Annotated in this window: 14 protein-coding genes; 1 reads left to right on the forward strand and 13 read right to left on the reverse strand. The window is 66.7% G+C overall.

The features are described 5' to 3' along the window. Positions 1 to 2: 2 nt before the first annotated feature. The 7 genes from AC1DVU_RS15035 to AC1DVU_RS15065 all read right to left on the reverse strand — a co-directional run bounded on the left by AC1DVU_RS15035 (position 3) and on the right by AC1DVU_RS15065 (position 5,601). Complete coding sequence (locus AC1DVU_RS15035; RefSeq protein ID WP_476923254.1) at positions 3 to 1,256, reverse strand: histidine-type phosphatase; 1,254 nt, start codon at positions 1,254 to 1,256, stop codon at positions 3 to 5. A gap of 51 nt (positions 1,257 to 1,307) precedes the next feature. Continuing rightward, positions 1,308 to 1,616: a hypothetical protein gene (locus tag AC1DVU_RS15040; RefSeq protein WP_476923255.1), complete on the reverse strand. Its 309-nt coding sequence runs from the start codon at positions 1,614 to 1,616 to the stop codon at positions 1,308 to 1,310. A 6-nt stretch (positions 1,617 to 1,622) separates the two neighbouring features. Next, positions 1,623 to 1,892, reverse strand: a complete 270-nt coding sequence (locus tag AC1DVU_RS15045; RefSeq protein ID WP_476923256.1) for a GlsB/YeaQ/YmgE family stress response membrane protein — start codon at positions 1,890 to 1,892, stop codon at positions 1,623 to 1,625. Positions 1,893 to 1,974: 82 nt separating this feature from the next. Further along, a complete protein-coding gene (gene aztD / locus AC1DVU_RS15050) occupies positions 1,975 to 3,162 on the reverse strand; it encodes a zinc metallochaperone AztD (protein WP_476923257.1) in 1,188 nt (395 codons plus the stop codon). A 124-nt stretch (positions 3,163 to 3,286) separates the two neighbouring features. Next, on the reverse strand, positions 3,287 to 3,973 hold the full coding sequence (locus AC1DVU_RS15055; protein WP_476923258.1) for a FadR/GntR family transcriptional regulator: 687 nt from the start codon (positions 3,971 to 3,973) through the stop codon (positions 3,287 to 3,289). 12 nt (positions 3,974 to 3,985) lie between these two features. Next, positions 3,986 to 4,744 carry an SDR family NAD(P)-dependent oxidoreductase gene (locus tag AC1DVU_RS15060; protein WP_476923259.1) on the reverse strand — a complete coding sequence of 253 codons (759 nt, stop codon included), beginning with the start codon at positions 4,742 to 4,744 and terminating at the stop codon, positions 3,986 to 3,988. Then, on the reverse strand, positions 4,741 to 5,601 hold the full coding sequence (locus tag AC1DVU_RS15065; protein WP_476923260.1) for a fumarylacetoacetate hydrolase family protein: 861 nt from the start codon (positions 5,599 to 5,601) through the stop codon (positions 4,741 to 4,743). The genes AC1DVU_RS15060 and AC1DVU_RS15065 overlap by 4 nt, the downstream gene beginning before the upstream one ends. A gap of 104 nt (positions 5,602 to 5,705) precedes the next feature. On the opposite strand from AC1DVU_RS15065, the gene AC1DVU_RS15070 reads away from it, so the two are divergent. After that, positions 5,706 to 6,542, forward strand: a complete 837-nt coding sequence (locus AC1DVU_RS15070) for an amidohydrolase family protein (protein WP_476923261.1) — start codon at positions 5,706 to 5,708, stop codon at positions 6,540 to 6,542. On the opposite strand, the gene AC1DVU_RS15075 is transcribed toward AC1DVU_RS15070, so the two are convergent. From AC1DVU_RS15075 to AC1DVU_RS15100, 6 genes are all read right to left on the reverse strand, one after another. Beyond that, complete coding sequence (locus tag AC1DVU_RS15075) at positions 6,543 to 6,881, reverse strand: L-rhamnose mutarotase (RefSeq protein WP_476923262.1); 339 nt, start codon at positions 6,879 to 6,881, stop codon at positions 6,543 to 6,545. Continuing rightward, on the reverse strand, positions 6,878 to 8,056 hold the full coding sequence (locus tag AC1DVU_RS15080) for a mandelate racemase/muconate lactonizing enzyme family protein (protein ID WP_476923263.1): 1,179 nt from the start codon (positions 8,054 to 8,056) through the stop codon (positions 6,878 to 6,880). Before AC1DVU_RS15080 ends, AC1DVU_RS15075 begins: the two co-directional genes overlap by 4 nt. Continuing rightward, a complete protein-coding gene (locus AC1DVU_RS15085) occupies positions 8,053 to 8,979 on the reverse strand; it encodes a carbohydrate ABC transporter permease (RefSeq protein WP_476923264.1) in 927 nt (308 codons plus the stop codon). The genes AC1DVU_RS15080 and AC1DVU_RS15085 overlap by 4 nt, the downstream gene beginning before the upstream one ends. Beyond that, positions 8,976 to 9,950: a carbohydrate ABC transporter permease gene (locus AC1DVU_RS15090; protein ID WP_476923265.1), complete on the reverse strand. Its 975-nt coding sequence runs from the start codon at positions 9,948 to 9,950 to the stop codon at positions 8,976 to 8,978. Before AC1DVU_RS15090 ends, AC1DVU_RS15085 begins: the two co-directional genes overlap by 4 nt. Before the next feature lies 1 nt (position 9,951). Then, the gene (locus AC1DVU_RS15095) at positions 9,952 to 11,295 is read right to left on the reverse strand and encodes an ABC transporter substrate-binding protein (protein ID WP_476923266.1); all 1,344 of its coding nucleotides are present in this window, start codon (positions 11,293 to 11,295) and stop codon (positions 9,952 to 9,954) included. Between the two features lie 155 nt (positions 11,296 to 11,450). Then, complete coding sequence (locus AC1DVU_RS15100; RefSeq protein ID WP_476923267.1) at positions 11,451 to 12,188, reverse strand: FadR/GntR family transcriptional regulator; 738 nt, start codon at positions 12,186 to 12,188, stop codon at positions 11,451 to 11,453. Between the last annotated feature and the right edge of the window lie 61 nt (positions 12,189 to 12,249).

A 12,249-nucleotide genomic window follows, 5' to 3' on the forward strand; every position in this document is an offset into this window, starting at 1 on the left:
GCTCAGAGCAGGCAGGCCTTGAGGGCGCTGACGCGGTAGAAGTACGGGTCGTAGCTAGACGGCGTGCACCTGCTGTCCATCCGCACGGGCTGCTCGTTGTAACGCATCGTCACGAGCACCCCACCGCTCGCGTTGCGGTAGGCCGCCCACTCGATGTTGCCGGCCATCCGCCCGGCGACGTAGCCGCGCCACAGGTTGTTGCTGTACGAGTACGGGGTGCTGGCCGAGGCCTGCTTCCGGCTGCCCGCCATCCTGGTCAGCGCCGCGAACGGCATCGTGGTCTCACCGTGGGCGAGGCGGAACACCGCCGCCGTGCCACCGCCGGCGAGCCGCTGGTCGAGCTGGCTGAAGAAGTCCGTGAGCACAGGGCGGGCCTGCCGGTACGAGCTGGTCTCGCCCTTGACGCCGGGGCCGTAGCGGTAGAAGTTCTGCGCGTCCTTGGCATAACCCAGCACTCGTGCGTCGGCGAGCAACACGTAGCGGCTGAACGTCACCGAGGTCTCGGTTCGCATGCCCGCGGAGATGGCGTAGAGCCCGTAGACGTCGAGCGCCTTGTCCACCGGGTTGCTGAGGCTGTCGACGTACTTCGCGGTGTATAGCCGGCGCAGCAGGTGGCGCGCGGCCGTACGGACGTCGGTGCGGCGCATCACGCTCGCGATCGAGGCGTTGCCCTTGGTGGTGGCGCCGCTGGAGATGCGCATCCGGTCGTCGACGACGTGGGGCTTGAGGTCGAGCCCGGGGACCGCGGCGTCGAGGCCGCTGCGCAGCGCCGCCGCACTCTGCTTGGTGCGATAGAGGCTCGTCGTCTTGAAGACGATGTCGTCACCGCTGGCGGCCGCCTTGGCGAAGAAGGCGGGATAGTTCGCGGCCGTGCGTCGACCGATGCCGGTCCACTCCTTGCGACCGAGGGCGCTGAGGCGTGCGTATCCGATCGAGGTCTCGGCCGCCTGGAACTTCTTGAGGTCGTCGTCGAACAGCTTGCCGTTGGTCGTCAGCTGGCCCTTCTTGGCCGCGGCGCTCCACACGGCGAGGGCCCGCTGCTCGCTGTCGTTGCTGGTCTGGCTCCGCGAGCCGTGCCGGCCGACGTTCTCGAGGAACACCAGCTCGTACCCGGCCGGCGGCGTCCGGATCGACGTCGCCGCAGGATCACCGTACGGGGTCTGGTTGGCGTAATAGTGGTCGTCACTGACGATGTCGGCCTGGGCCGGCCCGATGAGGGCCAGCAGCGACACGATGATGCTGATGATCTTGAGCATGGGTCTCCCCCGGTGGCGGCGATGCTCAGTCTAGGTGCGCTGGGGTGCCGATCAGGTGCTTTCGGAGCGGTGGGGCGACACGCCGTCGCCGTTGTGCGAGGCGTTGTTGTAGTGGTTCATCGCCCGTTCCTCGACCTTGATCACGAACTCCTTGATGTGCGGGTCGGCCGTGACCTTGCCGAACGCCCGCTTGATCTCCTCATACCTCTCGCGTCCCGCCTTCGCACCCAAGACGTATCCCGTCGCGAAGGCTCCCGCTGCCATCAGCTTGCTCATGGCGGTGGCATACCCATCGATCGAGCCGGCAACCGCGCACACGCGAAGGACCCCGGCCGGGTGGCCGGGGTCCCTCTCGCTCATCCCTGACTAGATGCGCGACTTGCTGCGACCGGTCACCGCCGAGGCGATCATCACCAGGACCGCCGAGACTACGATGGCGACGATCCAGCGGACCCAGTCCACACCGTTGCTGCCGTCACCTCCGGCTGCCGTGTAGATGTACCAGCCGATGACCACACCACCGATACCGCACAGAATTGTCAGCCAGATCGGGATGTTGTCCTTGTCGCCCGGAGCGACGAACTTTCCGAGCAGGCCGATGATGATGCCTGCCACGATCACGCCGATGATCTCCATGAGGCTCCCTCTTTCGTGTTGCGTGGTGCGACGGGTGCGCCGCAACGAGGTCTTACCCCGGCTTCAGGACGATGAATCAGTGTCAGCCTGACGTGATCTCATTCGGTACGACATCAAGTGACACGCTGTCGGTGACCTTTCCGGACGGAATGTTGATGACGTGCACCGTCGAGGTCGCCGGCTCGGTGACCCACGCGGTGTCGCCGCTGACGGACAGCGTCGGGCGTGGCTGGTGCCAGTCGACGGGTTCGCTCCACGGCTTGACGACCTTGATCGTCGACAGCGTGCTGCCGTCCTTGGCGTCGAGCACGTGCAGCGATCCATCCGTGCCCAGCACGAGTGCCTCGCCCGCCGCGCCACGCCCCAGCGAGCGGAACGAGTAGCTCGTCCCGAGGTCGACGATCTTGAGCTTCTTGGTCTCGGTGTTGATCAGCGTGATGCGCTCAGGACGCTCGAGCTCGGCATCTTTGTCGACCTTGTAGTCCCCCAGCACGATCGGCGACGACGGCGACCCGGCCTGGTTGCCGATGCGCCCGTACGCGTCGGGGCTGTCGAGCTTGGTGAACTTGCCGTCGCGATAGACCAGGACGCCGTCCTCGCAGCCGATCACCGCCGCACCGTTGCCGGCCGTCGCCTCGCCGTGCACGCCCGGGCAGTCGTTGCTGCTGGCGATCTCCTTGCCGAGCCGTACGACCTTGGCGCCGTTGCGCGCGTCGGCGGTGCCCTCGGTGACCAGCATGCCGTCATCGAGCTCGACCGCGACGCCGTGGTGCGGGCTGGCCGCCTTGTAGGTGCTGATCACCTTGGTCGGGTCGGCGGAGTTGAGCACCTGGGCCGTACCGGCTCCGTCGCTCCACAGCACCGTCTTGCCGTCATGCACCGTGACGTGTCCGGGCTCCGGCGCCTCGAACGACGCTCCGAGTGCCGGCTTGCCCTGGGGCAGGTAGTGCGAGTGATCGCCGTGCGACTCGATCTTCACCCCGGTGTCGAGCAGCCGGAATCCGTCGGTCTCGGTCGACACGAAGACATGGCGCTCGTCGCCGGCCTTGTTGACCCGCAGGAATCCCTTCATCGGGAAGTCCGCGACCGTCTTGAGGGTGTCGCGCTCGAGGACGCGCACTCCCCCGTCGTACGTCATGACGAGCCTGGGACCGGTCAGCTGGCCGGTCGGCTCGTCGCTGGAGGCCACGTTGACAGCGTCGTCGCTGCTGCTGCCCCCGCAAGCCGCGGCGCCGAGGGCCAGCGCCGCGATGATGGCTGCGAGCGCCACCCGAGATCGTCGTACAAGGTGCATGAGGGTCGCTTTCCTTATTGGGAATGATTTCCATTAACAATAAGGGATCGCTTCAGGGCATGACAAGCCCACCCCTCGTCCGGGGTTGCCCACCAAGGGGTCAGGACTGGACGCCGCCGAGGCTGCGGCGCAACCAGCCCTCGATTCCGGCGACGTGGGCCAACGAACACGCCGCAGCGACACTGGCCTGCCGCTCCGCGATCGCCAGCGCGATCGCGCGGTGCTCGCGGCGCGTCTGCTCGAAGGAGTCCTGCTGCGTCACGCCACGCCAGATGCGGGCCTGGTGCGTACGGGCGGCAACGCTGTCGGCGAGCAGGCACAGCACGGAGTTGTCCGCGGCGACCGCGATCCGGTGGTGGAACTCCATGTCATTGGCGACCCACGCATCGACGGAGTCCTCGGCGCTGATCGAGTCCACCAGGGCGAGCAGGTCGGCGGCTTCCTCGGCGGGCATGAGGAGCGCAGCCTTCTCGGCGGCCAGCGGCTCGAGCGCCCGGCGGACCTCGAACAGGTCGAGGATGTCGGAGTCCTGATGAAAGTCGATGACGAAGGTCAACGTCTCCAGCAGCAGCTCGGGTTCGAGGCTGGTCACGTACGTGCCGTCGCCGCGGCGCACGTCGAGGATGCGGATCATCGAGAGCGCCCGCACGGCCTCACGCAAGGATCCGCGGGAGATGCCGAGCTGCTCGGCGAGGTCAGCCTCGCGGGGCAGCCGGTCACCGGGCTTGAGCCGACCGTCGAGGATCATGTTCTTGATCTTCGATATCGCGTCGTCGGTCAGTGCCATCTCGCTCCCTTCTCAGCTGGACGGGCGGGTTCGCAAGCCTGCCATGCCGCCGTCCACCGCCAGCGTCGTTCCGGTGGTCGAGCCGGCGAGCGGGCTGGCGAGATAGGCCACCGCGTGCGCGACCTCTGCGGGGCTGACCAGGCGGCCGTGCGGCTGGCGCGCCGTCATCGCCGCTCGTTCGGCCACCGGGTCGTCGGCCTTCTCCAGCAGCATCGTGACGAAATGGGTCTCGACCGTCCCCGGATTGACGGCGTTGATCCTGATCCCTTCGCGGACGTGGTCGGCGGCCATCGCCAACGTGAGGGCGTGGACGGCTCCCTTGGTCGCCGAGTAGAGCGCACGCTCGGGCAGCCCGGCGGTCGCGGCGATCGACGAGACGTTCACGATCGCGGGACTCGGCGAACGACGGAGGTATGGAAGTGCGGCGCGCGTGGTGCGCACGACGCCGAACACGTTGACGTCGAACACGCGCTGCCACTCCGCATCGGCGTTGTCCTCGACGGTGCCCTTGGCCCCGATGCCGGCGTTGTTGACGACGATGTCGATGCGACCCAGGGTGCTCACGACGACCTCGATCGCCGCACGGACGCTGTCATCAGAGCTCACATTCGCCTCCACGGCGAGGGTTCCCTCGGGGGCGCCGCTCGGGTCCAGGTCGAGGATCGCGACTGACGCACCGCGGTCGCGGAGCTCCGACGCGATGGCGGCGCCGATCCCGCTCGCGCCACCGGTGACGATCGCCGTCAGGCCCTCGAACTCCAGCGCGCTCATCGCGCCGCCTCGTATGCGACGACGTCCTGGCGTTGACGGCCGAGACCGTCGATCTCGAGCTCGACGACGTCGCCGGGCGCGAGATAGGGGAACCGGCCCGACAGCGCGACACCTTCGGGCGTACCGGTCAGGACCACATCGCCGGCGTCGAGGACCATGTACTGGCTCAGGTGGTGGACGATGTGGGCCACGTCGAAGATCAGGTCGGCCGTCGAGGAGTCCTGGCGCGGCTCTCCGTTGACCCAGCTGCGCAGCCGGAGGTCCTGGTGGTCGACCTCGTCCGGGGTGACGACCCATGGCCCGAGCGGGCTGAACCCGGGTGCGATCTTGCCCTTGCTCCACTGCCCGCCTGACTGTTCGAGCTGGAATGCCCGCTCCGACAGGTCGTTGGCCAGCACGAATCCCGCGACGTGCTCGAGGCTCTCCTCCACCGAGTCGAGGTAGGACGCCCGGCGGCCGATCACGATGCCGAGCTCGACCTCCCAGTCGGTCTTCTCGCTGCCCCGCGGAATCGTGACGGTGTCGTTCGGGCCGGCGATCGTGTTGGCGGCCTTGAAGAACAGGACGGGAATGCTCGGCGGCTCTGACCCAGACTCTGCAGCGTGCGCGGCGTAGTTCATGCCGATGCACACGATCGTGCCGGGCTTCGCGATCGGCGAGCCCACGCGAAGCGTGTCGGCGTCGGGGACGACTGGAAGGGTGCCGTCGGCGAGGGCCGATCGCACCTTCGAGACTCCGTCCGACTCCCAGAAGGATTCGTCGATGTCCTCGGTGACCGAGGAGATATCCAGGACACGGTCATCAGCAAGGACGACAGGGATCTCGTGACCCAAGGGGCCGAGCCGTGCAAACTTCATCAGATTCCTTCGCGAAACATTCGATCTTTGAGGCGGTTGTCGTGCGGGCTAAGCGCTATCGCCGTATCTTGACGGATCAAACATCCAATGTCTAGTCTCAGGCTGTGGCCACGTACATCGACACGCACCTGCACTGCTGGGATCGACGCCTCTTCTCGTACGAGTGGCTCGAGGGGACGTCATTCCCCGAACGGTTCACGCCGGCCGACGTCGCGGACGAGAGCGCGGACTGCCTGGGCGCGGTCTTCGTGGAGGCGGATCGCGCAGCCGCGGAAGGGCCCGCAGAGGCAGCCTGGGCGTCGGAGCTGCACGAAGGCGGCCCGGCCATCAAGGCCGTCGTGGCGTTCCTCCCGATCGAGCGCGGCACCGGTGTTGGCGCCAGCCTCGAGCTGCTGAGTGGCGACAAGGTCACCGGCGTGCGCCGACTGTTGCAGGACGAGCCGGCCGACTTCTTCGACGACGCATCAGTCGCAGCCGGGTTGTCCGCCGTCGCTGAGGCCGGCCTGACGTTCGACGCGTGCGTACGTGCTCACCAACTGCCCGCCCTGCTGCGCCTACGCCGCCAGGCCCCTGAAACGGTGCTGGTCATCGACCACCTCGGCAAGCCGTCACTCGACGAGCCCTGGGACAGCCAGGCCACGACGCAATGGCTGGCCGACCTCTCGCAGCTGGCTCGCGAGCCCAACACACTGATCAAGCTCTCCGGCGTCGAGTCAGCCCACTCGATCGAGGATGCAGACCCCTTCGTCAGCGCGGCCCTGGAGGCATTCGGGCCCGGTCGCTGCATGGTGGGCAGCGACTGGCCCGTTTCGCGACGGGCCGGCGAGCCGTACGACGCGTGGTTCCAGCACGTGGCGACGTCGTTCGGCCTGTCAGACGAAGAGCAGGAGCTCGTGCTCCGAACCAACGCTGCTCGTACGTACGGGATCGAGCTCGGCTGACTAACCGGCAGCGAGGTGCCAGGCCAGTGTGAGGTCACGCCACGGGCCGCCAGGCTCGCCAGGTTCCGGGTCCACCTGGCACGGATCGGTCAGCGCCAACCACCGCTGCATCTCCGGATCGTCGTCCAGCACCGCCAGATCAGCGTCGAGGTCGTCACCGACGTACTCGAAGTAGCCCACGAGCGTGTTGCCGCGCACGAAGATCGAGTAGTTCTCGATGTGTGCGGACCGGATCCCGGCCTCCACGGTGGGCCAGACGGCGGCGTGGAGCTCGAGATAGCGCTCGCGCATCTCCGGACGCAGCTCGGTCGTCTGGCAGACCCGCAACGGCTCCCTCATGCTCCCAGCCACCTCGGGTCGTCGGGATTGCCCGACTCCCCCGGCAGGAGGCGAAGTCCGGCCCGCTCCGGCCGGACGTGAGGTCCCGCGGGTGTCGTCCAACCCTGACCCACGGGCAGCTGCTCGATCATGCCTTCGTCGAGCGTGATGCCCGCTCCGGGCTCGTTGCCCAGCACGATGCCTCCGTCGGCGATCTCCTGGTCGATGTGCACGCCGATGGGCTGTCCGAGGTCCTGCACCTCGGTGGTCAGGTGGTTCGGCATCGTGCTCGCGGCGTGGGCGATGACCGAGGTGAATCCGATCGGGCTCACCGGGAGGTCGTGCGCGTGCGCCGCCACGGCGACCCGGAGGGCGTTGGTGGTGCCCCAGCCGCTGTTGAACTGCACGACATCGACGGCCTCGGCGTCGAACAGGGAGCGATACTGCTCGAGCCCGGTCAGGTTCTCGCCGGTGGCGATGCCTGTCGCGACGCTCCGGCGTACCTCCGCAAGCCCGTGGGCGTCCCAGCGACGTACGGGTTCCTCCACCCAGGTGAGGTCGACCTCGGCCTCGATGCGCCGGATGTGGCGAACCGCTTGCGAGCGATGCCACGACTCGTTCGCGTCGAACATCATGGCCGGTTGCGAGGAGTTGCGGGTGAGGACGTCGCGCACCAGGCGGAGCCGGCGTATGTCGTCCTCGACGTTGCGACCGCCCTTGAGCTTTGCCTGGGCGAAGCCGGCGGCAGCGAACTGTTCGTAGAGCGCGTGCACCTCGTCGTCGGTCAGGCCGAACTCGAGGCCGGACGCATATCCGGGTACGTATCGCGAGCGGCCGCCGAGCATCCGCCAGAGCGGCTCACCGGCCATCTTCGCCTTGAGATCCCAGAGGGCGTCGTCGAAGGCTCCGATCGACGCGAACACACTTCCGGTGTGTCCGGACTTGAACACGTACGCCAACATCCGGTCGTACAGGGCCGTGACGCCGCGCGGGTCCTCTCCCTCGATCGCCGGGAAGACCCGTGCAAGGTCCGGACGGCTCGAGGGGCCGACGCTGATGCCCTCATAACCCTCGTCGGTGGTGAGGACCAGGACGTGCACCGCGGTGCGGGTCCCCACGCTCACACCATTGACGTCCCCGACCGGACGATGCCATTCGTACTGGGTCGTGAGCTCGCGATAGCCGGTGATCTTCATTCCTTGACCCCTCCGGCCGTCATGCCCGCCACGAGGAAGCGCTGCGAGAAGAGGAACAGGATCAGCACCGGCAGCATCGACACGATGGTCGCCAGCGCGAGGGCTGGCAGGTGCATCGATTCCGACCCCGCCGCACTGGGGTTGAAGGCGGGCGTCGACGACAAGAGCGTCGACAGTCCGACCTGCATGGGATAGCTGTCGCTCGACGGCAGCATCACGAACGGCAGGAAGTAGTTGTTCCAGTTCTGCACGAAGCTGAAGAACGCCACGAGGGCGACGACTGGCGTGGCCAGCGGTAGCGCGATCCGGGCGAACACCTGCACCTCGTTGCAGCCGTCCAGGCGCGCTGCGGCGAGCAGGTTCCTGGGGATGCTGGTCGAGAAGTAGATGTAGGTCAGGTAGACGCCGAACGGGTAGAACGAGAACGGCAGGATCACCGACAACGGCTGACCGACCAGGCCCACCTCGTTCATCTCGAGGAACACCGGGAGCACCAGTGCGGTGTTCGGCATCAGCATCACCACGAGCGTCGTCACCATCAGGACGCGGCGAAAACGGAACTCCGTCAGCGCGAGTGCGTAGCCCGCAGGGATCGAGATTGCGAGCGTGATCACCAGCGCGACGATCGAGTAGTACGCCGAGTTGCGCAGCCAGCCGACGACGGCGCCGGACTGGAAGTCGAACAGCTGACGCACGTTGGAGGTGAACGTGTCCCACGAGCCGATCGCGAACGGTGACTCCACCGCGAGCTGGTGCTCGGTCTTGGTCGCCGCGATGAGCAGCCAGACCAGCGGGACGATGAAGAACAGCGTGGCGACCACCAGGACGAGCCCGATCATCGACCGGCCGCTCCACCCGGTGAGCTTCGCGGTACGACGGGACTGGATGGCGCGACCCGTGCCGGCCGCCGTTGCCGTACTCATACGTCCTCGGTCTCGAACAGGCCGCCCTTGGCGACGAACACGGCCGACAACAGCAGGGCGACGATGAGCAGCATGACGGAGATCGCCGCTGACCCGTTGAAGTCGTTCAGGTCGAACGCGTACTGATAGGCGAGCTGGTTGAGCGAGTAGTCATTCGGTACGACCGCGTTGCTGGCCTGGGACAGCAAGGAGGGCTCGACGAACAGCTGGGTTCCGGCGGCAAGTGACAGCACCGCCATGTAGGCGATCCACTTGCGCAGCAGCGGCAGCTGGATGTGGATCGCGGTCTGGAACGCGTTGGCGCCATCGATGCGTGCGGCCTCCATGATCTCGGTCGAGATGTTGTTGAGCGCGCCGTACATCACGATGATCCAGCCGCCGGCGCCGGTCCAAAACGCGATGATCGCGAAGATCAGCGGCAGGTGGCTGGGCTGGATGACGTTGGTGAAGCTGTCCCAGCCCAACGCGCGCAGCAAGGGGCCAGCAGGACTGGCGACCGGATCGAGCACGAAGAGCCACAGCATGACGCTCGAGGCACCGGCCAGCGCTCCGGGAAGGTAGAAGAACAGGCGGGCGCTCCCGCTGAGCCAGCGAGCCCGGATGGCGTGGACGACGATCGCGAGGAAAACGACCAGCACGAGGAGGGCGGCCAGCCAGATCACGAGGAAGAACGCGACGTGACGCGCCGCGGCGAAGAACCTGAAGTCGTCGATCACCTTCGAGAAGTTGGCGGTCGGGGCGAACCCGCCATCGGCATCGGTCACCGCCAGATAGATCGCATACAGCGCGGGCATCACGCCGAACGCCAGCATGAACACCGCGTACGGTGCCACGAACACTGCGCCGATCGACCGCTTCCGGCCCTTGCGAACCCTGTTCACTCGCACGGCCTCCTTCGGGATTCCGTTGTCGTCACCGGCCGCCGGCCGGCTCGGGGTCTCCGAGCCGGCCGACCGCGTGATGGTGGTCATTTCAGTCATTGACCTTGTAACCGTTGACCTTCGCCTGGTTCTCGATCGCCGAATCCCAGGTTCCAAGATTCTCCTCGATCGACTTGCCTGCGGACACCAGCGGCGTCATGGTCTTCGCCCAGATCGCCTCCTGGCTGAAGGACGGGAATCCCCAGCCGTCCCAGACCAGGCCAGCGGCCTCGGTGAGCCCGGACAGATCCGATGCGTAGTAGCCGGACGACTCCTGCTTGCTGACCCACTTGTCGGCAGCCGCCGAGTACGCGGGGTATCCGGGGCCGAGCTCCACCTGGTACGCGTCGTCCGTCGTCACGAACTCGGCGAACTTGGCGGCGTTGGCCAGGTTCTTGGAGTGACTCGAGATGAACCACGTACCGCCGCCGACGTTGCCGGCCACTGCGGAGTCACCGTCCCACGCGAGCGGAGCAGCCACACCCAGCCGGCCCTTGGGCACGTTGAGGGACTCCGGGTTGTTGAAGATCGCGCCGGCGAACCACGCCGGGCCGGGCATCAGGAGGACCTTGCCGGTGTAGGTCTTCACGAAGTCGGGAGTGAAGACGCTCAACTTCGTCAGCGTCTTGTTCGACACGAGTGTGTCGAGCATCGATGCTGCACGCTCGCACTCGGTCGAGTCGGTCTTGACGGTCACGGCGCGCGCGCCGGTCACATCGTTCGCCTGGCACTTGCTCGACCACATGAAGACCTCCGGAGTCCACGTGTCGCCGACGGAGCCGACGATGTAGCCGGGGTGCTCCTTGGCAACCTTCTCCCCCAGTGCCTGGTACTCCTCCCAGGTCTTGGGCACGGTGTAGCCGAACTTCTTCAGGAGCGAGTCGTCGTACCAGAGCACGGTCTGCGCCAGGTCGTTGCGCAGGCAGTAGACACCGTCGTCAACCGTGCACGGGTTGAGTGAGCCCTTGGCGAAGCCGGACAAGACGTCGGACGGAACCAGGCCCTTGTCGAGCCGGGCCGCGAACGGCTGCTTGCCTCCGACCCCCCGGGTCGCCCAGGAGGCATCGTTGTTCTGGGACGAGAACACCACGTCCGGCCAGCCCTTGCCGGCCCGGTCGTAGAGCGCCATCTTCGTCTTGAACGAGTTCGACCCGTTGGCCGAGCCGTCATACGTGACGGTCTTGACCTTGATCGACGGGTTGGCCTTCTCGAACGCCTTCACGGCCGGGACTCGCGTGGCATCGACCCACACCGTGATGGCACTGGCCTTGTCCTGCTTGGCCTCGGCAAAGCCGCGGCCTTCGTCCGAGCTGTCGCTGCTGCTGCTGGAGCATCCCGAGAGGACGGCCACTGCGGTCACGCTCAGGACCCCGAGCAGGCCGATCTGCCAAACCATCCGGCGAGGTTGGATGCGGTTCATTCATTCCTCCACTGTCACAGGACTGCCGTGGTCGGCAGCAGAGATAGCACATCATACGTGTGATGTTTGCGCAAGAGGTTTGTGTGAACCGGATCACTTTTCTTCAGATGAGGCGAGCCCGCAGCAGGTGATTAGGAGCGGCGAGCCGGGTTGCGGCGTTCCCAGGCGTCCACGATGTGCTCAGTCATGGCCTTCTGCGCCTCTTCGACCTTGCCGGCGGCGATCGCCTCGTAGACCGCGCGGTGCTGGTCGACCGTACGATCGATCGCGTCGCTCGGCGGATCGCCCTCGAACCGGGCGAACGAGCGGGCGCGGCTGTAGAGCGTGTAGGCGATGTTGCTCGCCAGGAAGTTCTCCGACAGGTCCATCACGGTGCGATGGAACTCGGCGTCGGCCTCGCTGAACTGGGCGTAGTCGTCCGTGAGCGCGATCATCCGATCCAGCGCAGCGGCGAGCTCGGCCCGCCCCTCCTCGCTGGCCCGCTCCGCAGCCTGGGCGGCCATGACGCCTTCCAACGAGCCCCTCACCAGGGTGAGCTCGTCGAGCGTGTGCAGCTGCTCGTCATGGGCGATGATCGCGCTGAGCACCACGGGATCCAGGACGTTCCAGCTCGAGTGCGGCTGGACGAGTGTCCCGCGGCCCTGTTGGACCATGACGAGGCCCTTTTCGGTCAGCCGCTTCATCGACTCTCTTACTATCGTGCGGCTCACGCCGAAGTGCTCAGCCAGCGCCGCCTCCGGAGGCAGCACCTGCTCGGCCTCGTAGCGGCCGGCGACGATCGAGTCGACGATGGCGCGCATCAGCATGTCTGCCGGCCGCTCCCGGCTCTCGGGTGCCTGCAGATCCTTGATCTGACCTAGACCACTCATGCGTGCTGACTCCAGTTCTCCATGGGGCTTTTCGACGTCGTGCGACATTCGGTCTCGCATG

This window comes from Aeromicrobium sp. P2_G6 (assembly GCF_056403535.1).